The organism is Chitinophaga sp. CF418 (genome assembly GCF_900142925.1).
Taxonomy (GTDB): Bacteria; Bacteroidota; Bacteroidia; order Chitinophagales; family Chitinophagaceae; genus Chitinophaga.
The window spans coordinates 377,547-402,043 of sequence record NZ_FRCN01000008.1 but is presented as its reverse complement, the minus strand read 5'-3'; the positions used below and the strand labels follow the sequence as shown (position 1 = coordinate 402,043).

At 46.0% G+C, this 24,497-nt stretch carries 19 protein-coding genes; 11 read left to right on the top strand and 8 right to left on the bottom strand.

All coding sequences use genetic code 11. From position 1 onward, the window contains the following. Positions 1-130: 130 nt before the first annotated feature. The 3 genes from F3I09_RS19580 to F3I09_RS19570 all read right to left on the bottom strand — a co-directional run bounded on the left by F3I09_RS19580 (position 131) and on the right by F3I09_RS19570 (position 5,007). Positions 131-1,342 (bottom strand): FecR family protein, encoded by a 1,212-nt coding sequence (locus F3I09_RS19580; RefSeq protein WP_188133874.1) that lies wholly within the window; start codon positions 1,340-1,342, stop codon positions 131-133. A gap of 75 nt (positions 1,343-1,417) precedes the next feature. Then, the gene (locus tag F3I09_RS19575; protein WP_149696727.1) at positions 1,418-2,089 is read right to left on the bottom strand and encodes an RNA polymerase sigma factor; all 672 of its coding nucleotides are present in this window, start codon (positions 2,087-2,089) and stop codon (positions 1,418-1,420) included. After that, a complete protein-coding gene (locus tag F3I09_RS19570; protein WP_149696726.1) occupies positions 2,086-5,007 on the bottom strand; it encodes a triple tyrosine motif-containing protein in 2,922 nt (973 codons plus the stop codon). The genes F3I09_RS19575 and F3I09_RS19570 overlap by 4 nt, the downstream gene beginning before the upstream one ends. 283 nt (positions 5,008-5,290) lie before the next feature. Between F3I09_RS19570 and F3I09_RS19565 the strand changes: the two genes are divergently transcribed. Next, the gene (locus F3I09_RS19565) at positions 5,291-6,514 is read left to right on the top strand and encodes a family 16 glycosylhydrolase (RefSeq protein WP_149696725.1); all 1,224 of its coding nucleotides are present in this window, start codon (positions 5,291-5,293) and stop codon (positions 6,512-6,514) included. Positions 6,515-6,607: 93 nt separating this feature from the next. Here F3I09_RS19565 and F3I09_RS19560 read toward each other — a convergent pair whose 3' ends face one another. After that, positions 6,608-8,965 (bottom strand): GAF domain-containing protein, encoded by a 2,358-nt coding sequence (locus F3I09_RS19560; RefSeq protein WP_149696724.1) that lies wholly within the window; start codon positions 8,963-8,965, stop codon positions 6,608-6,610. A gap of 186 nt (positions 8,966-9,151) precedes the next feature. On the opposite strand from F3I09_RS19560, the gene F3I09_RS19555 reads away from it, so the two are divergent. Further along, the gene (locus F3I09_RS19555) at positions 9,152-10,174 is read left to right on the top strand and encodes a serine hydrolase (RefSeq protein ID WP_149696723.1); all 1,023 of its coding nucleotides are present in this window, start codon (positions 9,152-9,154) and stop codon (positions 10,172-10,174) included. An 81-nt stretch (positions 10,175-10,255) separates the two neighbouring features. Next, a complete protein-coding gene (locus F3I09_RS19550; protein ID WP_149696722.1) occupies positions 10,256-11,653 on the top strand; it encodes an aminopeptidase P family protein in 1,398 nt (465 codons plus the stop codon). 87 nt (positions 11,654-11,740) lie between these two features. Here the strand turns inward: F3I09_RS19550 and F3I09_RS19545 are convergent, their stop codons facing one another. The 4 genes from F3I09_RS19545 to F3I09_RS19530 form a co-directional block, all read right to left on the bottom strand. Then, on the bottom strand, positions 11,741-12,292 hold the full coding sequence (locus F3I09_RS19545; RefSeq protein ID WP_223233298.1) for a DUF1772 domain-containing protein: 552 nt from the start codon (positions 12,290-12,292) through the stop codon (positions 11,741-11,743). Beyond that, complete coding sequence (locus tag F3I09_RS19540) at positions 12,289-12,588, bottom strand: cytochrome c (protein ID WP_188133873.1); 300 nt, start codon at positions 12,586-12,588, stop codon at positions 12,289-12,291. The genes F3I09_RS19545 and F3I09_RS19540 overlap by 4 nt, the downstream gene beginning before the upstream one ends. A 150-nt stretch (positions 12,589-12,738) precedes the next feature. Further along, complete coding sequence (locus tag F3I09_RS19535) at positions 12,739-13,338, bottom strand: AidA/PixA family protein (protein ID WP_149696720.1); 600 nt, start codon at positions 13,336-13,338, stop codon at positions 12,739-12,741. 414 nt (positions 13,339-13,752) lie between these two features. Next, positions 13,753-13,998 (bottom strand): hypothetical protein, encoded by a 246-nt coding sequence (locus F3I09_RS19530; RefSeq protein ID WP_149696719.1) that lies wholly within the window; start codon positions 13,996-13,998, stop codon positions 13,753-13,755. 379 nt (positions 13,999-14,377) lie between these two features. Here F3I09_RS19530 and F3I09_RS19525 point away from each other — a divergent pair, with 379 nt between their 5' ends. From F3I09_RS19525 to F3I09_RS19495, 8 genes are all read left to right on the top strand, one after another. Further along, entirely contained in the window at positions 14,378-15,136 is a 759-nt protein-coding gene (locus tag F3I09_RS19525) for a hypothetical protein (RefSeq protein WP_149696718.1), read from the top strand. A 135-nt stretch (positions 15,137-15,271) separates the two neighbouring features. Further along, positions 15,272-15,865: a TetR/AcrR family transcriptional regulator gene (locus F3I09_RS19520; protein ID WP_149696717.1), complete on the top strand. Its 594-nt coding sequence runs from the start codon at positions 15,272-15,274 to the stop codon at positions 15,863-15,865. Between the two features lie 196 nt (positions 15,866-16,061). Continuing rightward, entirely contained in the window at positions 16,062-16,661 is a 600-nt protein-coding gene (locus F3I09_RS19515) for a TetR/AcrR family transcriptional regulator (RefSeq protein WP_149696716.1), read from the top strand. 57 nt (positions 16,662-16,718) lie between these two features. Further along, complete coding sequence (locus tag F3I09_RS34625) at positions 16,719-16,841, top strand: hypothetical protein (RefSeq protein ID WP_255479784.1); 123 nt, start codon at positions 16,719-16,721, stop codon at positions 16,839-16,841. A gap of 366 nt (positions 16,842-17,207) precedes the next feature. Further along, positions 17,208-18,242, top strand: a complete 1,035-nt coding sequence (locus tag F3I09_RS19510; RefSeq protein ID WP_149696715.1) for a LacI family DNA-binding transcriptional regulator — start codon at positions 17,208-17,210, stop codon at positions 18,240-18,242. Positions 18,243-18,798: 556 nt separating this feature from the next. Further along, positions 18,799-21,765: a TonB-dependent receptor gene (locus tag F3I09_RS19505; protein WP_149696714.1), complete on the top strand. Its 2,967-nt coding sequence runs from the start codon at positions 18,799-18,801 to the stop codon at positions 21,763-21,765. A gap of 19 nt (positions 21,766-21,784) precedes the next feature. Next, positions 21,785-23,377 (top strand): RagB/SusD family nutrient uptake outer membrane protein, encoded by a 1,593-nt coding sequence (locus tag F3I09_RS19500; protein WP_149696713.1) that lies wholly within the window; start codon positions 21,785-21,787, stop codon positions 23,375-23,377. A gap of 40 nt (positions 23,378-23,417) precedes the next feature. Beyond that, positions 23,418-24,452: a SusE domain-containing protein gene (locus F3I09_RS19495; RefSeq protein WP_149696712.1), complete on the top strand. Its 1,035-nt coding sequence runs from the start codon at positions 23,418-23,420 to the stop codon at positions 24,450-24,452. Positions 24,453-24,497: the final 45 nt, after the last annotated feature.

Here is a 24,497-nt window from a genome sequence, read left to right as displayed (position 1 = left end):
GTTCAATGTTCTGTGCTGATTTCTGGTTGTTTTCCTGTTTACTACATACGCTGATTGGTTGTTGATTTAGATGTTTGATTGATGATGTGCCAAAAAATGCTTAACCTGTTTTTATTTATCGTCCCCTATATTATTTTTTTGCGCCTGGTATTACACTGATATGATCTCCTTCGATCCTGAAATGCACTTCTCCTGTCGCTTCCAGTGTTTCCAGTAATGCTTTGGCAGTTACCTTACGGGATAAAATGCCCTGGAACTCTATATTGTCTACGTTCCCTTCATAACGTATATCCACATCGTACCAGCGGGCTACCTGGCGCATAATGTTCTTAATACCTGTGCGATTGAAGCGGAACTGCCCGTTTTTCCAGGCCAGCACCTCCGCCAGGTCTGGTCTGGTGGTCTTAAATGTCTGTCCTTCCGTTGCCAGGCTGGCCTGTACGCCCGGCGTGAGCATTGCTGTTGCATCGCCTGCCTCCACCTTTACCGATCCGCTTACCAACGTTGTACGGATGGCATTTTCGTCGGCATAAGCCATGATGTTAAATCCTGTGCCCAATACATGCACATCAAGTCTGCCAGCTTTCACGGTAAAGGGTTTGGCGGCGTCAGGGGCTACCTCGAAATATCCTTCCCCGGTCATTTCCACCTTTCTTTCAGCCCCTATGAATGCCGTCGGATAACGTATGGATGAGGCTGAATTCAACCAAACCTTTGACCCATCTGGTAATGTGAGTTGGAACTGTCCACCCCGCGGAGTGGACAGCGTGTGGTATTGTACATTGTCCCCTGTTCCTATATAAGCGATAGCGCCGCTATCAGCTTTAGTAATAGTCACACCTCCCTGTACGGCTATGTTGCCGTTGGCCAGGTTGTCCAATATGATCTCCTGGCCATTCGCCAGTGTAAGAATTGCTTTATTGCTGCCCGGCTCCAATACATTGCGTTGTACGATGGCTGCCCGTTTTGGCTGCTCTGAACGCAATATCCATATGGCGGCCCCTCCTGCTATCAGTAAAGACGCCGCTGCGGCCCACCAATAATTACGTTTCCTGATCTTCCTGATAATAGCTTCCTGCTTGTTGCTCTCTTCCATCGTGCTTACTTCTGCCAGGTAGTAGGCCGTCAGCCGGCTATATATATTACTGACAATCTCTTTATTATCATAGGTGGGCTCCTGCACTTCCATCAGTACAGCTTCATGCGCACTTGCCAGCTCCTGCAGTTCCTCTTCACTCGCTTCCCGGAGGAACCACTGCCGGAATTCGGCTGTTTCCTCCTCCGTCACTGCTTGTCCCTCCGCCAGTTTCGTAACGTGTATTATGGCTTCAGATAGATTCATATATGACATATACGAATAAAGACGGTCGATGAATCCGAATTTTCACCGGGACACTAAAAAAATTTAAAAAAACTTTCAGGGCTGGAAAAAGATGATAAGAAGAAGGAGGGTAAAGCTAATGCCATTCCTGGCCAGATAATCTTTGAGGTAGGTCGTGGCCTGCTGTAGTGATTTGTGCACCCCGCCTACAGACATGCCCAGCATATCTGCAATTTCCTGTATGGTCATTTCATCGCGGGTACGTAAGAGAAAGATCTGGCGTTGTTTTTCGGGCAGTGTATCCAATGCGGCCCGGGCCAGGGATTCATATTGGTCGGTGATCAGTTTGTCGTCAGCACTGTAATGCGGCTGTACATAATCCTTGCTGTATCCCGCCTGTTTCTGTATCAGCGCCTGCTGGGCCTTGAGGAAGTCATTCAGGGCATTCCTGGCCATGATGAATACGTAATTCTTAAAAGAACGTACTGTTACGAGCAGTTCTCTTTTCTTCCAGACCTTCAGGAACACTTCCTGGCCTATTTCCTCGACATCATGTTTGTCGGGTAGATATACCTGCAAATAATGTATTATAAGGGGGGAATATGCCTCGTAAAGGCGCGTAAAAGCCTGCCAGTCACCAGCTGCAACATTTTGAAGTAAATTTCTTTCCTCTTCTTCTGCAATGCGTGTATGAATAATAGGCGCTGACAATGACAATTGTGGTAAAGGCGTAAAGCACAAATATAACCGTTTCCCCTTGGTTTTCATACCGGTTTCTCCGGGCTGCCGGTAACTGCCATCAGGAAATCATATAAACTGGTATCTGCCGGTAGCTCCAGTTTTTTCCGCAGGCGGTACCTGCTGGTCTCCACTCCCCTGACAGAAATACCCAGCGACTGTGCAATTTCCTTTGTAGTCAGGTTGATGCGCAGATAGGCGCATAGCTTGAGATCGGTCGTGCTCAGGTCAGGATATTTGCGCTTCAACGTGAACAGGAAATTATTATGTACTTCGTCGAAATGCCGGGAAAACTGCTCCCAGTCTTCCTCATTGTTTTCCGCCTCCTCAAACAGGCGCAGTACTTTTTTAAATATATTGTCCGGCAACGGATCTATCTTTTTTATCGACACCAGCAACTCTTCTTTAATATTCGATAACACTTTGCCCCGGTGCAGCAAGTACATAGTAGCAGTAGCCAGTTCTTTATTCTTAAAACGGACCTCTGTAGTGAGTTTCTCATTCTGAAGACTGATCAGCTCTTTCTCCCGCTGTTCCTTCTCAAACTTATGCCGCAATATCAGCTGCTCCTGTTTTTGCTGATACCGGCGCTGCTGCCGTACGAATTTTCTTTTCTGGGAGATATAGCCCCACAGCAGTATAGCCAGTCCCAGTAATATATATCCACTTCTGGCAAGCGGTGTCTGATACCAGGCCGGTAATATCCGGAATGAATACACGGCAGGCCTGGACACATTGCCCAGATTGTCTTTCGCTTTTACTGAAAAGGTATAATGACCATAAGGCAGGTTCGTATAATCCTTTTCTGTTTTAACAGACCACTCGCTCCATTGCTGATCAAAGCCGGTCAGCTTATAACTGTATTCAATGGTATTGCCCTGACTGTATACTGGTGATGCATATTCAAAATGAAAACCGGAAAAGGCATTGGGCATCGCTTTGAAGGAATGTTTTCCCGAGGGATAATATCCGCCGTATAGCAGGCTGTCCGCCTTTCCGTGGGCGCTCACCTGGCTGATGAGCACCAGCGGCTGCTCTCTTGCCTGCCGGTAATGTTTATAGTTGATATGGAACATGCCTTTCTCCGCTCCCACGAAAATATTCTCATCGTTATAGGGATACAGGAATTCAAAACCGTTGACGATCTGTCCTTTTAATTCCGGGAAATGAACGATGCTGTACGCATGTTCCGGAACAGGTTTATGAAAGTCGATCACTCCGGGCATCTTATCTGAAATAAACCAGATGTTCCCGGCAGCATCTTCCGACAGGTATTGCAGACTCGCATCCTTCAGGATAGGAGATAGCCACCGGGAGGGCACGAAACGCTCTGTTGCCGCATCATATTCGTATGCACCTGCCTGTGTAGCCACAATCATCCTGCCCCTGATCCTGAACACAAAATTGTTGTAGTCAGCCGGCAACCCGTTCTTTTGGCTATATAATGTATAATGTAGCATTGTGTCCCTGTCCAGGTACATCCGGAATACGCCCCGGTAAGGATGGGAGGCCCAGATGATGCTGTCATCCTCCACTGTCAGGAAGCGCAGGGACTCAAACAATCCCTTTACGGGTCGTGCAGCAGACAATCCGCCTCCCTCTTTATGCATCAGCTGTAAGCCGGTATAACATCCTGCCAGCATATAGGAAGATAAGGGCTGGAATAACCAGCAGCCCGTACGCCTGGACAAGGGAATAGCCGTCGCTCCCCTGATCTCAAAGGCTCCCTCATGATGTCCCATCAGCAGATGTTGCTCTACCTGGGCGATGCTCCATACCTGACCTGCGGTATTACTTATCTGCCGGAAATGGCTCGGCAGAAAACTAAGGTCCCGCTGTCCATCCAGCGGTGTGCTGAATACCCCATCCGAGGTTCCGATATACAATTGTTTGTTAAAGACGCTGGCCGTATAGGTGGTGAGATAACGTTTATTATCCGGCAGGATCTGTTTGATGGCAGTATTATACCGCACCATGTCAATACCATTGTCCAGCGTCAGCCATATATTCTTGCCCGGGTCTGTAAAGATCTTCAATACACTGTTGTGTTGTAGTCCTTCATTGACGGTAAACTGCTGGATAACAGCGCCTGTTTCCCGGTGTATAATATAACAGCCTCCATAGGATGTCCCGATCAGGAGCTGATTGTCTCCCCAGGGCCTGGCACAGTAGATCTGGTTTTGAATGAAAATAGGAGTGGCATTACTTGTAAAAGGGAAGAGGCGTCCCCGGTGTAATTTGAAAATGCCATCTTTCAAGGTACAGACCAGTAGGGTGTCATCGTCCTGGTCTTTGGTCGCATCTCCTTTTGCGTCCCTTCCTATGATTTCCCTGATCAGTAGATGCCTGTCGGCAACTTCCTTACAGACCGGCTGCCAGCTGTTATCTTTGAATTGCATCAGCCCTTTGTTCGCATCCTGGGCATATAATCTGTTATTGGCGCGGCATAACATCTGCCATTGCATGGTGCCAGGATATATATGCAAATTGTGATGATCATAATAAAATATCTTAGTGGTACCCCTGAAAAAGACGCCACCATTATACAGAACGATGTCCCAGATATCCGCAAACTGGTCCTTCCGGTCCCTGACGGCCGGTTTAAGAGAAGTATAGCGCAATACGCCATCCGCATCTGCCAGGTAATACCCGAAATCGTCCTGTGCGCCGACATAGATACGCCCATCCTTATCTGCCTTCACAGAGCGCAGCCGGGTATGATTGGGAACGGGTAGCAGTTTCCAGGAATGACCATTAAAGGTCATCAGCCCTTCATTATTGGCAAAATAAAGGATACCGTTCCTGTCCATATCCAGGTCCCAGGTTTGCCCGCCTCCCGGGTATTGCTGCCGGGTATAGTTGACAATCGGTGGTAAGCCAATGATCTGTTGTGCCAGGTTTTCACTCGTCCATAGGATAGACAGCACAAGCAAAATGAGCTTGTTCATTTCATAACGTTTTAATAAAAATATGAATATTATGCTTTGAAGTAGTGCTGACGTAAAGAATGTTTATTGATAATCAATAGCCTGTGTTTGCGCTGTAGTAGATTAGACGTACCCCTGAAATGAAGGGACCTGAAAATTAACCGCATCTTTGCCCTGATCTTAAAATAACCTGTTTCCGCGTTATAACATTTTCCTGGCTACGGATAGCGGGGGGATTGTCGCCCATTCCGGTAGCAAGAATGCTGTATGCGGGAACAATGTAAAACCGGATTTTTTAAAAGCTATGAAAAAACAAACCTTCTCCGGGCTCCTGAGCCTTCTGTTGCTGGCTACTGCCGTAACATCCTGTACAAAAGAGAACCAGGCCGAAAAAGCGCCAAAACTCTCTGCCAATGACAAAGCCGTAGGCGCTGTAGCAGCAGCCAAGTCTTATGAATTGGTATGGTCTGACGAATTTGACGGTACCACCCTGAATACTTCCAAATGGGGGTATGAAAATGGTAACCTGGGCGTAAACAACGAAAAACAGTTCTATCAGACCCAGAACGTTGCCGTTACCGGCGGTAACCTGGTGATCACTGCCCGTAAAGAAACAGTACAGGGACAACCCTATACCTCCGGCCGTCTGAACAGTAATGGTAAATTCTCGACACAATACGGCCGTATCGAAGCCCGTATCAAACTTCCCGGTGTACAGGGCTTATGGCCTGCTTTCTGGATGCTGGGTAACAGCATCAGCACCGGCGCTGGCTGGCCTGCTTGTGGTGAGATCGACATCATGGAACAGGTAAACACCAGTAACACTATCCTGGGTACTATCCACTGGTGGAATACGGCCTATACTTACTATAGCGGCAATACCACTACTACAGCGACTGACTTCCATATTTATGCTGTAGAATGGGATGCTTCTTCAATCCGCTGGTATGTAGATGGTCTTGAATACCATATCGCTAACATTCAGAACAACATCAACGGTACAGAGGAATTCCATGCACCGTTCTTTATTCTCTTAAACGTTGCCGTAGGTGGTAACCTGCCCGGCAATAACATCAATGATGCAGCGCTGCCTGCTTCTATGCTGGTGGACTATGTAAGAGTATTTAACATCTCTCAAACACCCGGTGGCGGCGCTCCGATTGGCACTACTATCTCTGTTAAAGGTAGCAATGGATCTTTCGTGAGTGGCGAAAACGGCCAGCAGGCAATCAACTGTAACCGTGCTACCGCTCAGGCATGGGAACAATTCACCATTGTTGATGCCGGCGGTGGTAAAGTAGCTCTCCAGAGCATGGGTAAATACGTTTCTTCTGAAAACGGCGCTCAGGCAATGACCTGCAACCGTACTACCATCCAGGACTGGGAGAAATTCGACTGGATCGATAACGGCGACGGTACCTTCTCCCTGCGTGGCAATAACGGTATGTACGTTTCTTCCGAGAACGGTACTCAGGCAATGACCTGCAACCGTGCTACCATCCAGGGTTGGGAGAAATTCACTTACTAATAGTACTCCTTAGTTTCGATTCAATAGCATACAGGCTTTTCCCTCTTCATTACAATGCATTATCCCGTAGCGATAGCTATGGGATAATGCGTTTTAGAGGTGGACAATCTTCACCCGGATCGCTTTTAACCCCGATATCCCCTGTAGATCCTCAACATCAAAATGTTCAATGTCCTCTTCCAGTATCATCTGCGACTGTAAGGTTTTAATATACTGCAGGTATTCCTGTTCTTCCATATAACTGGAAAAAACGATGGTGATCTTTCCCGACTGGGTGATGCGCTCGGTAGTATCCTTGATAAAGGCCTTATCTATCCGTTTTTTCACGATCTCAAACCGTGCATTATAGCTTCCATCCACATCAAACCGTTTCTCATCCATCCGGAACCGTATAGCGATCGTGGCATTGTAGACCAGGATCAGAGAAGTGACATCCAGGGGGTAGGGGAGTTCCGCTTTCAACCGGTGATGCGCTATTTCCATCTCACAGAGCGTCTGTAACTGCCATAAACGAAGGTCGTACAGCTTTTGAAGGCTGAATTGCAGCTTGGGGGAGATGGAGGCGCCTATATATAGGTTATGTTCTATACCGTCAGTTTTGAACCGCTCATAATAATGAGGGAATAATACCTGGGCAATGGTCTGATTCCGGTCAATAACATCGGATAGCTTATTATTGATGGTGGAAATGGTTGCTTCATACCGCCGCCGCTGTAAATGGAATACACCCTTTTCCTTGTCAGTTTCAGCAAAGTAGATCTGTACCCGGGGATCGGACGCATAACGCTGTAAAAGCGGATGCACTTCATTAGCCAGGTATGCTGTAATGTATTGTTCTGTACCTGCCCTCAGTGGAAAAGAAAGTTCAATCAGGTAGTCCCGCAGTTGCTCCTGTACGTCGTGGAAAGCGTCAGTCTGACCGGAGGAATCACCTGCTGCTATATCGGTTCTGCCGGCAGCTTCCTGCTGTGCCATCGCATATTCGGGATGGCCTAACTGCTTTATTAAGGGACATAGTGTCTTTATCTGTAATTGCAGGTCCTGCTGCACACTTGTATTACGTACCTCTGAAGATCCTTTGATATCGATCTGCCCATATAGGGGGTATATTTCCGGAAATACGATCTCCTGCGGTTCATAATCTCTCCCTGTCTCCCGATGGGCGATCAGTTGTTCTACTTCTTCCCTGAACTTCCAGTATACACTGCTGTGAATGGCCGTATATTTTTCCTGGATGACAGCTTGTAGCTCGTTCTGCATTTCCACCAGCAGCCTTTCCATTGTATCTGTGAGGAAGGGCATGACCACTTCCAGTTTATTCGCATTAATGCTGTTCAACTCTTTGGTCCGGAGGGAAAGCAGTTCCAATACCCCTAACAGCTGTCCGTTCTTAACCACGGGCGCCAGTATAAAGCTCCTGATCCCCTGCCGGTGGAAGTAGTTGCCCAGCAGGTTCTCCGGATCAGCCGTTATAAATTCACCTACATCAGAAATAGCAAAGTACTCCTTCTTTTTTACCAGGCAGTTATAAGAGCTGGAGCATAAGAGCATATGGGCTTCCTTATGGCCTTGCCCCTGTACGATGAAACTGGTCATATACTGGCTGAAAGGATCGCTGGTGGTGAACTGATCTTCCTCCTGGTTATAAAGTGTAAAACCGACCTTTATATCAGGTATGCGGTAAATAGAGCGGAAGATGGATTGCATATTTTCTTCAAAACCAGCAGCATTCAGCCCCAGTAGTCTCTCTTTGAAGATAGATACGGCATTCTCCACGGTAGCGTCATACAGGGTCATAATGGCAAACCCTTTCAATGTCCAGCTTTCTTTCGGGAACTTTAATTTCCAGAGGTCCAGGTCATCATAACTGTCCAGTAAGAGTTCTATATCATCAGCCGTTAGTGTGACCGCCCTTTCTGTTGGCAGGATGTCAAGGAAATCTGCATTGTATAATATCCTGTAGTGTTTGATAACGCCATCCGCGGTAGGAATGTCATAAAACAAGGGCCTGCTGAAATCCAGCGTTGTACCATAGAATTCATTCAGGATAAGACAGCAGCTTAGCACATAGAACTGATGTGCGTCAAAGTCCCTGATGTTGAATGAAAAATCAGGTCCGGCAGCTTTGAGTATATTCTTAAAACGTTCTGTATGGTTGAAAATGAGATCTGCATAGGGGAGATTGATCGCTTTAATTTCATTCAGGGTCAATGCCTTTGGGAAATAGTCTTCCAGCAGGCGGTGGATGAGGTCCTGGTTCTTTTCGATCTGCTCATAGGAGGTCAACCCTTCCACCAGTTCAGGGCATTTCTCTACCTCCGCCAGCAAGGCTTTTGCACGGATGGTGGATTCACCCTCCGGCCCTGCCGCCCGTTTTTCCAATTCTTCGACAATATGGAAAAAACTCAGTTGTATCTGGAATGGACTGTCTGGAAAAGAATGCCGCTTCATGTTGTTATTATCTTGTTCTTACCGGTATAAAATTAGTCATAATTTATGTTCTTCTACGCTGGTGGTGATATCGTATGGATAAAAGAATGCATTGAAAAAAATATTTCTTCACTCCGGTTAAATAAATCAGCTAATTTATCTGAACTTGCAGATCATTAAAATCTCACCGCATAAATATCCAATCCAATGACCCGGCGTTTCCTTTTCCTCATTGCCTTCCTGAGTTCCTTCAGCAGTTTATTTGCACAACAGAAAAACATCTCCCGCAGGCTGGATTCCCTGCTGACAGCCAGTACTACAACTCCCTTTAATGGTATTGTCGTCGTCAGTCAGGGCGGAAAAACTATCTACAGAAAGACGGCAGGTTACGCCAGCTTTGAACAAAAACAGGCTGTTAGCGGGGAAAGCGAGTTCATTATCGGTTCCATTAGTAAACAGATCACAGCCGTGATCGTATTGCAGGAGATAGAAAAAGGACATCTGCGCCTGAATGATCCCATCCATAAATACCTGCCTGATTTGGCGGAAAAATGGGCGGATACTGTTACCATTCATCATCTGTTATCACATACTCACGGTATTACAGCGCTGGATAAGCCACTTGCTTTCAGGCCCGGTTCCCGTTTCGCATATGGTTTCATCAGCTTTGATCTATTGTCGCAGATAGTAGAGAAAACATCCGGCAAGACTTTCCCTGATCTTTGCATGGCTTTGTTTAAACAGTGTGGTATGCAGCATAGTTTCCATCCAGGAATTAAACAATATAAACAGCTGGCACAGGGATATACGCTGAACCAGGAAGGGCAGCCACAAAAGGAGGAAAGCATGCTGAATGTTTTTGCTGCTGCCGGCGGATTGATCTCCTCCGGGGATGATCTGGTAAAATGGAACAACGCCCTTCATAGCGGAAAGCTGCTGTCAGACAGTACCTATCGCCTGATGATCACTCCGAAGGAAAACGCTTTCAGAGAGCATGTTACACTCGGAACGATCGACTATGGTTATGGCATCACTATTCCACGGCAGACAGCTGTTCCCGAACTGGCGGTGACTGGCGTGGCTCCTGGCTTTATTTCTATGGATGTTTATTTCCCTGGTACAAAAACCAGTGTGGTGGTATTGGAAAACATCGCCAGGGATATGATGGATCTTAAAAAGAGTTTTTATTATCATGAGCAGATCCTGCATATCGTGAAGGCAGCACAATAGCAGTAACGCCTACTTTTTTATTTTGAATACAAACGGAATTAGATATCTAAGTACTAAATTCGTGGCAGATTTATAAAGACTATGCATTTACATCTGTTTGATAAACTCGTTTATAGTAGCCGCAGACAAAAGCTGGCAGCGAAGGTTGGCAAAGGTATCATCCTGTTGATGGGGAATGAAGACAGCAGCATGAACTACGCGGATAATACCTATCCTTTCCGTCAGGATAGTACGTTCATTTATTATGCCGGTATCGACATTCCGGGGCTGGCAGTAATATTGGATACAGAAACAGGGGAGGAGACACTTTTCGGAAGAGAAGCAGGTATAGATGATATCATCTGGACAGGAGCATTGCCTTCATTGCAGGACTTGGCATCTGTTGTCAATATCGCAAAAACACGCCCTTATGCTCAACTGGCGGAGGTATTAAAAAGTGCACAAGCTTCCGGTCGTCGCGTACATATCCTGCCTCCTTACCGTCCTGAGAATAAGATTAAGTTGTCTGAATGGTTGCAGCAACCTATCAGCGGTCTGCAGCAATATGCTTCTCTGGAGCTTATCAAAGCTGTCATCTCTCAGCGTGAGATCAAAGATGAACATGAAGTAGCGGAACTGGAGAAAGCGGTTTCCATCAGCGCCGATATGCATCTGGCAGCTATTCAGTCTACAAGACCAGGTATGATGGAATATGAGATCGCAGCCAAAGTAGAAGAAGCGGCCCTCGCAGGCGGAGGACGTTTATCATATCCTACCATTCTGACCATCAACGGACAGATCCTGCATAATCATTTCCATGGTAACCGCGTAGCTGAAGGCCAGATGGTGCTCTGTGATGCCGGTGCGGAAAACGTGATGCATTATGCCGGTGACCTGACAAGGACTTTCCCCGTAGGCAAACAGTTTACTACCCGTCAACGCGAAGTATACCAGGTGGTGCTGGATTCGCTGGATCATGCGGTAAGCCTGTTGAAGCCAGGTATACAGTATAAAGAAGTACATACACAAGCCAGCATAAAACTGGTAGAAGGTCTGAAAACACTGGGCCTCATGAAAGGAGATCCTGCGGAAGCAGTAGCTGCCGGTGCACATACGTTATTCTTTCAGTGTGGTCTTGGCCATATGATGGGACTGGACGTACATGATATGGAAGATCTCGGCGAACAATATGTTGGGTATACTGATACCTTAAAAAAGAGCACGGAATTCGGCTGGAAGTCGCTGCGTCTTGGACGTGAACTGCAGCCAGGATTTGTGCTGACAGTGGAACCCGGTGTGTATGTTATTCCTGAACTGATCGACCGTTGGGTAGCTGAAGATAAACTCAGTAACTTTATCGATTATAAAACGGTGGCATCTTACCGTGATTTCGGAGGTGTCCGTATAGAAGATAACTACCTGATCACTGCGGATGGCAGCAGGAAGCTGGGTAAAGATCTGCCGAAAACAATAGCCGCTATAGAGGCATTACGACAATAACTAACCCATTCATTTAAATAGCAGAGGCGTCTCAGGTAACTGAGGCGCCTTTTTGCGTTGATAGATTATCTGTCAATAGTTGGTTGCTTATCTGTAAACAACTGGCGGACGTGTTGTCTCTGCTGCCGGGCTAAGGCAGGCCAGAATGATCAGAACAAGGGTTGCTACACCGGCAATAGTGCGGATGATATTTAAATTGTTCCATGGAGCTTCAAATCTGGCCCTTTGGGCCGCAAGTTCCTGCACAGAGGCAGCGGATAAATTAAAGGCATCCAGTGCATCATTCAGTGGCACATTACCAAGCATAGTCACGCCAAAGGTACCGGCCAGGTAAACAACAGACGCCAGTAGTAATAGCCAGAAACGGGCATTCAGTTCAGGCCCGTAATGCAGCCAGGCGCTTAAGGGCAACAGGAGGGCGGTGCCTATAAAGCTCATGAAGAACACAGGGTTCAGAATAGCTCTGTTAATCTGTTGCATCGCTTCAAGATAAGTACTGTCAGATACCCGGGCCAGGCCCGGCACTACAGAACAGGACCATGCATAGAATAGTCCGCTGATCAGCGCTGTTGTGGTAGCTGTAATAATCAATACGATGTGGGAGATGGTAGGCATGTTTGTTGTTTTTACAGGTGTCATATTGCCGGTTTTCTAAGGGTTTTAATGTAAGCAGACAGTTCGTTTATCTGACCTGGTGTTAGCCTCTTTTTAAAGGGGGGCATGATCCTTTTACCGTTCCTGATCTGTAAAGTGATAGCCGTGTCGGGCAGCAGGCTTTTCTGCAGGTTCTTAGCCCCAAACATACCTCTGGCGCCATCAGTTCCATGACAGCGGGCACAATGATGCTCGTAGAGGGCCTGTCCTTCTCCCATATGCCTGGTGCTAAAGCCGGTGGCGGACTGGAAGACGAGCAGGGAAATTAAAATAATACGCATGGTCCGTTTCATCTTTTTTTATCAAAATTAGATGAGCGGAGAAAGGAAAAATAGAACAAATCCGTCAGGAATGGATATAAAAAAGCAGTCCCGCATAAGCAGAACTGCTGTAATAAAAACTTTCAATATGTGCTATAGTGAAAAGTCAGATTATTTTATCTCAAGGGTTGGATCCCACCAGTAGTAGCCATAAAGAACATGGTTTTCTCTGATGTCATCAAGCGTATACAGGGCAAAACTTATCCCCATGCTTTCTATGCCTTTATTGGCTACCTTACTATCGAATGTATAAAAGTCTCTGGCTACATGCTGGGCTGGCAGGCCTTCCGGCTGCCTGTTCTCATCAGGCACCGCTGCACCGGTTCTGCTTTCCCTGTCCTGATGGAAATAATTAAACACATTGTTTGGATTAGGATTAACAGGATATATATTATAGATAATAACGGCGTCCTCTGAATTACCGGACAAAGAGGAACCCCAGAAAGAAACGGTGTCTCCTACATTTGCCTTGAATATGATTTGGGCTGAGTCATTATTATTTTCCCCCAGATAGTTCGCTTTAGGGCATATCAGTGTGATGCCTTCATGGTGGCCAAGACCTACAGGGTTATCCTTAGAATTTTGGTTTGGGCCATATATTTTCTTTATCAAATCAGTGTCAACGATTGTCATTAGGTTGACAGTGGTAGCCGCTATCTTTGAAGACGGTTTGGCTTTTGCCTGACTGGGAGCTTGCGCTGAGTTTGACATAAAATGTGTTTTTTAGAATATTACCTACTCTGTTCTGGCTTTTCGGTATCCGCCATGGGTGTTCATATATGCATGAGTGATACATATCAGACAAAGAAATACTGATCATCCGCCGAAGGCGGAAGTCAGGGGTATAAGAAGACATGAGAATAGATCACCTTGCTGGAGGGCGTGATAGCGACCTGTTATAATATGTCCTGGTTATTTAATGGTATATTTTATAGACTGTTCTGTGGTGTTTGGTGTTTGTCATAGTTGTTCTGGTAATTGAGATCTGGAGTTTGATTGTATATATCCGGTTACTTGAGTTAGTAAGTTTTTACACTGTTAGATAACAGTGCTTGTTTTCGTTTTGTTCGTTGGCTAAAAAGAATTTCTGAAAAAATAGGTATAGGGAAATGTTATTATCTGTTTTTATTCCCTGCTGGGCGTGACTTCATAAAGTCTGCTGGCTATCTCCTGTTCCAGCGCCATTGGGAGGTCTGTTACAATATCTCCGAGTGGCGCATATCGCAAGGTGTCTTCGTCCCAGGCAAAGATGTAGGTCTCACTGCCATTAAAACTTACGTTATAACGTTGTTCGCTGTTAAAAGCAAAAGGTTCCGCTTTTACCATGTAGGGAACACCGTCAACCAATAAGTTGAATGATAATTTCTTCATACGTTATCCTTTTCCCGATTTGCCACAAGAATCAGACCTTATTGGCAGCCCCTTCCATTGAATTCAAAATTATTACTGAGAAAAGTAATGACATATTTCCCCACTCTGTTTGTAAAATGAGACAACACAATAAAGTTGTGGCATAATAGCTCACCCGGGAATAAAGACTGCTTCTCTATCGCATTAATAATAATGACGTTATGAGACTTGCGGTACGAATATTGTATGACGGAAGGCAACCTGAGATACCAGCTAAGACCCGTACTTAAACCATATGTCACAAAGAGAGTCAGTTGCACTTACTGTTACTCAGGCGCAAGCATATCAATTGTAAAACCTTCTTACCTCTATTTATTGGAAACAATTAAACCAATTACTCATGAAAAAATCGTTTTTTCAGCTATGTGCAGCTGTGACCCTGGTTGCTGTAATGTTCACCGCATGTTCTAAACAAAGCTCTGATGAAACTGTAGCGCCGCCGGCAAAAGATGGTAAAGCCACTGTTGATTACCAGCTCCAGGCAGTCAATCCTACAGGTTCAGTTGCCGGAGATGCGGCAGGAACAGAGCGCCTGGGCAGAATTATCAACGATCCAACGTTGGCATCTTTTCCATCCCTGAGGTTTGATTTTACCTGGGATAGTATCAAAGTAAGATTCCGCGAATTGAAATTCGCCGCTAAGAGCGGCCCTGATGAAATTAATCTGAGCGTTAAAAGCGACAGGTTTATCGACATCCTCGATAGTACTGAACTGGGTAGCATCGTGCTGCCTTTGGGAAACTTCCAGCAGGTAAAAGTATATGTCCGCATACAGGGCGATACAGTTAAACCAGCACTGTTAATGAACGGCAGGATCACCTTCCGTGGAACAGATATCCCTGTTGAAGTAGTCGTGGTAGGAAAGATCGAACTGACCGCTACCGGTAAGGATGTATCAATCGGTACAAATGGTGTAACCTTCGATGGTAAACTGAAACTTGATCTGAACCTCGTAATGACCAAACTGCAGATCGGGGACTTCACAGGTACGTTTACCGGAGGAAAGCTTGTGTTGAAGATCGATGCTGATCTTGACACCAACAACAAGCTGAAATCAGCACTGGAATCAAGTATGAGCGTAGAGCATACGCCACGTTAAGATAAGTCATGTTAATATAAATATAACCATGTGGTAAAAAGGGAAGGCCGTCCGCTATCAGGTGGACGGCTTTTTAAAATAAATTTGCCAGATAAGACTGCTTAGTCTATTTTTGACCGGGTTAAATTAACGTAAATGAAGAAGTCGGAAAGGACGAGGCAGTTGATTATTGAACAGGCGGCGGATTTATTTAACGAAAAAGGGATTGCAGGTACCTCTATTGACGAGATCCTGCAGGCAGCAAAGGTGGCAAAAGGATGTCTGTACGGACATTTTCAGAGCAAAGATGAATTAGCTTACGCCAGTGCAGAATACCTCCTCGACAAACTGACTACTCATAGAAACCGTTTAATGCAGGAACAGAAGACTTCTATAGGAAAGTTGACTGCTTTTGCAGAATTGAATACGAACCCGCTGGATGGTTCTTTCATACATGGTGGATGCCCGATCCTGAACTTTGCTGTAGATTCGGATGATACCAATCCTGCTATCAGGGAAAAGGTCCGATCCGTTGTCAGCCAGACTGTCAAAATGCTGGCCGGCATTATAAAAGAAGGCGTGAAGACCGGAGAATTATCTCCATCCATCAATGCAGATGAGATAGCGGTGAAAATGTTCGCAACATTGGAGGGCGCAATAATGATGTCCCGTGTAATCGGAAGTCCGTTGCCAATGAAGACAGCTGTGAAAGCAATGAAAAAAGAACTGTCAGCGTACAGTCTTATTTAGAACTTACTCAATTAACGTAAACAGCCTTGAGAATGGCTGTTTTTTTCTTTTCTACAAAAGACTAAATAGTCTATTTTCAAACAAACAGCATGTGAAGTCATGAGAAGGTCTCACGCCTACGAAGGTGTGGGATCTGAGGGGGAATACCATGTCTTTATTTTACAACAAAAAAGATAAACCATTAAACACAACTGCCATGGGAGTTAAAGAAAGAAGGCTTCGTCTCAAAGAAGAGAGCCGCACCAATATTTTAGACGCTGCATTGAGCATTGCCAAAGCGCATGGCTGGCAAGCCGTAAGCATGCGGAAGATAGCCGACATGATAGCGCACACACCGCCGGTGATCTATGACTATTTCCTGAACAAGGAAGCAATACTGATGGACCTTGCGAAGATGGGGTTCATACAACTGGCGGGACGTATTCAAACGGCACAGCAGGAACATGATCTGCCGGAGAAACAGCTGGAAAGCATGTGGACGGCATACTGGGAATATGCATTCGCAGAAAAGGAACTATACCAGTTAATGTTTGGTATAAACACCCAGGGCTGCTGCGATGACAGCAATACACCTGAAGCAGAAGCGCTGGTTACCTTGTTTGGAAAAGTGATCAGGCAGATCCTGCCGGCAGATCAGCAATCAGAAGAACAGGTGTCTGTTGTATACGTTTTCATGTGGGCAACAATACATGGCCTTATATCGCTCAATCTGGTATATAAACTGAACGCCGGCGATTTCAATCAACAGGTGTTACTGAACGCTGTCAGAAATGTAACAACATCATTTGCTGACTGATTTTTTGGGTCTAGGCGCTAACATCATTATCAAGTCTTACACCGTCAATATAAGCTTATGAAAGTGAACAATTTAATCGCCCTGGTGGTACTGTCTGCCCGAAAACAACCCCAACCTTCTGCACAGCTGCCGTTGCTGCCTGTTGTACACCTGTACAGGTCGGTCGGAGGGGAGAAGTAGGACCTGGGCTAAAGATTCAAAGTACTTCAAAAATTGCCTTTTTTTTACTCATAGATCCTTATGAGCAGGACTTTCTATCGGTACTTCCATATCGCTATACCGTCATTTCCATATCATTTCACCGTCATCTCTATATCGAACCGATATACATATGTCGGTGAAGTGATATCCAGATGACGGTATAGCGATATGGAGATATAGAAACTTCATAGAACCCATAAGGGATACAGGTTAAAAAAAGATCAAAAATCTGTAATATTTCGGCGGGAGAAATGCCGGTATTGTGATGCGGAGATATAGAAAACCGGGCCCGCTTTCGGCAAATTTGACTAATTTGCCCGTTCAGCCTATCTAAACAACTTTAGCATGGATCGTGTCGATATCAAGAGGTTAGCAGAAAAACTGAACTTATCTACCTCTACAGTTTCCAGGGCATTCAGGGGCAACAGTGACATTAATCCTGAAACGAAGGCCAGGATCCTTTCCATGGCGAAAGAGTTCAATTACCAGCCTAATCACCACGCCAGTAATCTTCGGGAAAAGAGAAGCAAGACAATTGCAATTATAGTGCCCGAACTGGCCAATAACTTCTTTTCCCAGGCCATCAACGGTATAGAACGTGTAGCGCGGGAAAAGGGCTATCATACGCTGATCTATGTGACAGACGATGAGTACCAGAAAGAAGTAACCTTTATCGATAAACTCTATAATGGCCGCGTAGACGGTATTATCATGTCCGCATCCGGCGAGGCCAACGACCACCAGTACCTGAACAGGCTTGATAATAAGCATATCCCCCTTGTCTTCTTCGATAGGGTGTATGATGATATCGATGTGCCTAAAGTGACTACCGACGACTATGACAGCAGTTTTGCTGCTACCCGTCACCTGATAGAAATGGGTTGTAGGGAGATCGCTTTCCTGGTGATCAATAAAAGCCTGTCTATCGGTAACGTCCGTATGCAGGGCTACCACGATGCCCTGAAAGATGCAGGCATCGAATTCAATACTCACCTGGTGATAGATTGCTCCAACGACTATGACCAGAACTTTGAGATCCTGTCAAAGGTCCTGCAGGAGCAGCGTCCGGACGGCCTGCTGGCTTCTGTGGAGCGTCTGGCCATCTCCAGTTATTACGTGTGTCATCAACTGGGTATCCGGATTCCGGAGGATATTAAGATCGTCAGCTTCTCCAGCCTGGAAATAGCCTCTCTGCTGAACCCTGCTTTGTCCACCATTACCCAGCCGGCTTACGACCTGGGGACGAACGCAGCACAACTCCTCTTTAAGGCCCTGGAAGGTAACGCCCCCATCAATGATCATGTTGTTTTAAATTCGAAACTCATCCCCAGAACGTCCTCTACAGGAGTAAAAACAACCCCCGGAAGGAGAGGTGAGTAAAAAGAAAGAAAGTGAAAGCAGCTTCCTTTCAGGTAGCTTATCTTGATTTTTTCTTAATTGATTGTTTTCCAATTAATTGAATCTTAATTAACTTATCTTGTTAAGCATCTCCACTATCATTTTTTAACTTTTTTTTAAAAAAAGCTGTTTCAAAATGTTACAGTATTCAGGAAATATTCTACTTTAGCAAAAGTGTTCCACGTTCCGGGAACGTTCCCGGAAATGAAAAATCAAATCGCAAATGAAATCTACTTAAAGAAAATCACAGCATTCAGAACAGTCCGGATGACAGCATCCGGGAGGTCCGGGAAAAGGCTATACCGCTTCGGATCATCTCACGGAAAATGACAAGTCGACGGAACGTAACTATTGAACTTCCGGAATAAACTTCCGGATCTCTGGAAAGCCGGTACACAATCAGTAACCGGTTCAATCATTACAACAAAAAATTCATTTCGTTGAATCCAGGTGGATTCGACAGGGGGAGACTTTTGCTTAAAGGGTCCTGCAGTGAACTATTGTGAAACAAATTTCTTATCAATTAATCAATCGATCAATGAAAAGAACACGCTTTGCCAGTTTTGCATTTCTGCTGTGCTTTGTGTTGATGTCCTTTTTTACCTATGCACAATCGGGCAGTATCAGCGGAAAAGTGACGGACGAAACAGGTCAGCCTATTCCCGGCGCCACCGTCTTCATTAAGGGCACCAGCAAAAATGCTACTGCCGATGCCCAGGGAAACTTCACCATTACCGGTGTTACAGCCGGGAATATTGTGGTGGTAGCGCGTATTATGGGGTATGAAACATTTGAACTGCCTGTCAATGCAAGTGACAAAACAGCGCCGCTTACTTTCCAGCTAAAGGCGGATACCAAAGGGCTGAACGAGATAGTGGTGGTGGGTTATGGTACACAGAAAAAGAGCGACCTGACAGGGGCTATTGCTGTAGTTTCCACTAAAGATTTCAACAAAGGTCCATTATCTTCTCCTGAACAGCTCATCACAGGTAAAGTGCCTGGTGTGCAGATCACTTCCAATGGTGGCGCACCTGGTGCAGGTAGTACCATCCGCGTACGTGGCGGTGCTTCCCTGAATGCCACCAATGATCCGCTGATCATCGTAGATGGTGTGCCCCTGGATAATAACAACGTGAGCGGACAGACCAATGGCTTAAGCCTTATCAATCCGAATGATATTGAATCCTTCAACGTACTGAAAGACGCTTCTGCTACCGCCATCTATGGTTCCCGTGCATCAAACGGTGTGATCATCATCACTACTAAAAAAGGCCGCCTGGGCGATAAATTCCGTGTTTCTTTCAGCTCTACCAACGCTGTGGCTAAGGTAACCAGCTATTCACCGGTACTGAATGCCAGTGAGTTCACCGATGTGGTAAAGGCAAATGGTACTGCTGCGCAGGTTGCGCTGCTGGGAACAGCCAATACCGACTGGCAGAAACAGATCTACCAGTCTGCCCTCAGCAGTGACAATAACCTTGCACTGAGCGGCTCCTGGAAGAAACTGCCTTACCGTATTTCGATGGGTTACCTGAACCAGGATGGTATTCTGAAGACTTCCAACCTGGAAAGGAAATCAGCCTCTATTAACCTTTCTCCCAGTTTATTTGATGATCACCTGAAGATAAACATGAACGTGAAAGGATCCATTGCAGATAACCGTTTCGCTGACCAGGGCGCTATCAACGCAGCTATCGCCTATGATCCTACCAAGCCTGTACGTTCCGGCAACAGTACCGACTTTGGTGGTTATTACGAATGGCTGTACAACGGTAAACTCTACGACCTGGCTACCAAGAACCCCGTGGCGATGCTGGAACAGAAGGTAGATAAATCCGAAGTAAAGAGAAGTATCGGTAATATCCAGTTTGACTATAAGTTTCACTTCCTGCCTGAACTGCGCGCTAACCTGAACCTGGGTTACGACTACCAGAAAGGAGTGGGCAATACCAATATCCCTAAATATGCTGCACTGGCTTACTATAATGGTAGCGGCGGTTCCTACAAGCATTATTCACAGGAGATGAAGAACAAACTGTTCGATTTCTACCTGAACTATGCCAAAGACCTGAAGGGTATCAAAAGCCGTGTGGATGTAATGGCTGGTTATTCTTACCAGGATTTCATCATCGCTACTCCCGGTTATCCTACAATGGATGAAGCAGGCGATACCACCACTGCCGCCGGTAACTACAGCGAAGCACAGCATACACTGGTATCTTTCTTCGGTCGTTTGAATTATACTTTCAATGAGAAATACCTGCTGACTTTCACCATGCGCCGTGACGGTACTTCCCGTTTCCGTCAGCACTGGGGTAGCTTCCCTTCCGTTGCTTTTGCATGGAAACTGAAAGATGAAGCCTTCCTGAAAAATTCCAAAACACTGTCCGACCTGAAACTGAGACTGGGCTATGGTGTGACCGGTCAGGAGAACATTGGTGTTGGTAAGGAATATGCGGCGTTGTCCCGTTATACTTATGGTGACGCGAACTCTTCCTATCAGCTGGGAGATGTATTCTATAAAACATTGCGTGCTGCCGGTTATGATCAGAACATCAAATGGGAACAGACCGCCACTTACAACGTAGCGCTGGATTATGGTTTCCTGAACAACAGGATCTCCGGTAGTGTGGACTTCTACTATAAAAAGACCACCGACCTGCTGGCTGATGTAACCACACCTGCCGGTACTAACCTGACCAATACACTGTATACCAACATCGGTAGTCTGGAGAACAGGGGCGTGGAATTCATCATCAACGCTACCCCAATTGAAACCAAAGACTTCCGCTGGGATGCAGGTTTCAACGTTACTTACAACAAGAACAAAATACTTTCCCTCTCTAAAGCAAAGTCAGATACTTCTGTAGGTATCGCTACCGGCGGTATCAGCGGTGGTACGGGAAACACGATACAGATCAACTCTGTAGGACACCAGATCAATTCTTTCTATGTATATAAACAGGTGTACGACAAGAACGGTAAGCCGATAGAAGGAGTATATGAAGATACTAATGGTGATGGTGCTATCACTTCTGATGATAAATACCGTTACAAATCTTCCAACCCGCTTGTATACCTGAGCTTCAATTCACAATTCAATTACAAAAAATGGAGCCTTGGTTTCAGCATGCGCAGCAACCTCGGTAACTACATCTACAATAACCAGGCGTCTAATAACGGGTCTTACAAGACTTTCCAGAACAGTAACTACCTCGCAAACCTGTCCAGAAGCGTGCTGTCAACAAAGTTTGCAACCACGCAATACTGGTCTGACTACTACGTGGAAAATGGTTCCTTCCTTCGTATGGATTACATCAACCTGGGTTATGACTTCGGTCGCCTGATGCATGATAAACTGGGATTACGCCTGAACTTCAACGTACAGAATGTATTTGTGATCACTAAGTACAGCGGACAGGATCCGGAAGTATTCAGTGGTATAGATGATAAGTTCTATCCCCGTCCACGTGTGTATTCATTAGGTGTTAACCTTGATTTTTAATTAACAAACAGGAAACGTTATGACCAAGAAATTCATATATCAGATAATACTGGCCGGAACAATAGTATGGGGACTGGCTTCCTGTACCAAGGACCTGGACCGTACACCTATCACAGAGGCGACTTCTGCCAGTGTATATAAAGACTTTTCCAATTACAAGGCTATCCTCGCCAAATTGTATGGAGGTTTTTCAGTAACCGGACAGGTAGGGCCAACCGGTAGTCCCGATATCAGCGGTATTGATGAAGGTACTTCCAGCTACATCCGTGGATATTTCCAGATGCAGGAGCTTCCGACAGATGAAGCTGTGATCGGATGGAACGATGGTACCCTGCAGGATTTTCACCAGATGGACTGGACACCGGACGATAACTTTATCAATGCCATGTTCTCCCGTCTGTTTTACCAGATAGCGCAGTGTAATGAATTCATCAGGCAGACTTCTGATGCTAACCTGAGCAGCAACGGTATTGCAGAGAAAGACCAGACCACTGCAAGAACCTTCCGTGCAGAAGCCCGCTTCCTGCGTGCATTGACCTACTATCATGCGCTGGATCTGTTTGGCAGTGTACCATTCGTAACAGACAGTAACCAGGTGGCATACTATTATCCCAACCAGATCTCCCGTGCAGACCTGTTTGCCTACGTTGAACGCGAGCTGAAAGAGATAGAAGAACAGATGGTGGATGCGCATACCAATGAGTATGGCCGTGCAGATAAAGCATGTGTATGGGCATTACTGGCGAAGTTATACCTGAATGCCACAGTATATACCGGTACCGATCGTTATACGGATGCGATCACCTACAGCAGTAAAGTGATCACTTCAGGATATACCCTGGCAGCTGGTTATGCAAATATGTTCAAGGCGGATAATAATGTAACCTCTCAGTCTGAATTCCTGCTGACAGCCAACTTCGACGGTACACGCACGCAGACTTACGGTGGTACTACTTACCTGGTGCATGCCGGTATAGGAGGCAGTATGAACGCAGCAGCATTTGGTGTGAACAGTGGTTGGGGTGGTTTACGTACTACCAGTGCTTTTGTGAACCTGTTTACAGATATTACCGGTGCAACTGACAAACGCGCTATGTTTTATACGGATGGTCAGAACAAGACCATCGCTGATCTGGGAGCATTTACAGATGGTTATGCCATTACCAAATGGTCCAACAAAACATCCAAAGGTGCGGATGGGTCCAACTCTACTTTCGTAGATACTGACTTTCCTTTAATGCGTCTGGCGGAAATGTACCTGACCTACGCAGAAGCAGTACTACGTGGCGGTAGTGGCGGCAGTACTACAACTGCGCTTGGTTATATCAATGCGTTGCGTGAAAGAGCCTACGGCAATACTTCCGGCAATATCACGGCGGGTGAGCTGAACCTGAAGTTCCTCCTGGAAGAAAGAGGCCGTGAACTGTATTGGGAAGGACATCGCAGAACAGACCTGATCCGTTATGGACTGTTCACAGGAAGCACTTATGTATGGCCGTTCAAAGGCGGTGTAGCTGCAGGTACTGCCGTAGCGGATTACCGTACTATATACCCGCTGCCTACCAGTGCACTGGTGGCTAATCCTAATCTGAAACAGAACGGGGACTATTAATCGAAACAGCATCTAACCACAATATCAAAATACTTGCATCATGAATGCCTGGTTGAATAAAATAATAGCAGGAAGCTTTTGTGTGATGGGGTTACTCTCCTGCGAAAAACAGGACAGTTTCACGCAGGTGAAGACGGGTACTACACCGACATTCTCTGCCACAGCCACAGCGTTTACTTTTTCAGAAGCGACTGCCGGAGAGGATGCGGTGACTTACTCCTGGACAGCCTCCGGCAACTGGGGATACAGAGCTGTAGTGAACTATGCCTTACAGATCGACGAGAAAGGCAATGGCTTCAGAAAGCCAACAGAAGTCTTTAGTGCAAATAACAGTCTGAGTAAAACATTCACTGTCGCAGCGTTGAACCAGATCATCAACAATATGGGGCTTGCGTCAGGCCGTCAGCATGAGCTGGTGATCCGTGTAAAGGCTGCGGTGGATACCGTAGGCGACCAGGTGTATTCCGACAGCGTGCTGCTGACAGTTACGCCTTACTATGTACCGAAAGTATATCCTTATGTGTATGTGCCCGGCGCTTATGAGGGATGGTCTTTTGACGATGCCCGCCTGGGTGCACTGGCATCTGTGAACAGCGACAAAGTATATGAAGGTTACCTCTATTTCCCTGATGCTAATACAGAGTTTAAAATAGCTGCTGCCAAAAGCTGGGACATCAACTATGGCGATGCTGGCGGTGGCGCGTTGAAAGCAAACGGTGGTAACATAAAGGCGGTGGAAACAGGTTATTACCGGCTTACAGCTAACCTGAACACCATGACCTGGTCGCTTGCCAATACTATCTGGAGTATTACTGGTAGCGCAGCAGGCGGCGCAGACAAGGCAATGACCTTTAATGCAACTACAAAAAAATGGAGTGTTACAACAGCCTTACAGGCAGGTAGTTTCTACTTCAGAGCGAACAACGCCAATACTATCGCACTGAGTGACGATGACAACAACGGGGTACTGACAGCGGGTAGTGCAGGCGCTATCAACATTGAGGCTGCCGGAACATATACCATTACGATGGACCTCAATAATCCCGGCAACTATATTTATACGCTGGCTCAATAGTAAGGATTGATTGCATATGTATGCAGCCCGGAATAACAAAGCCGG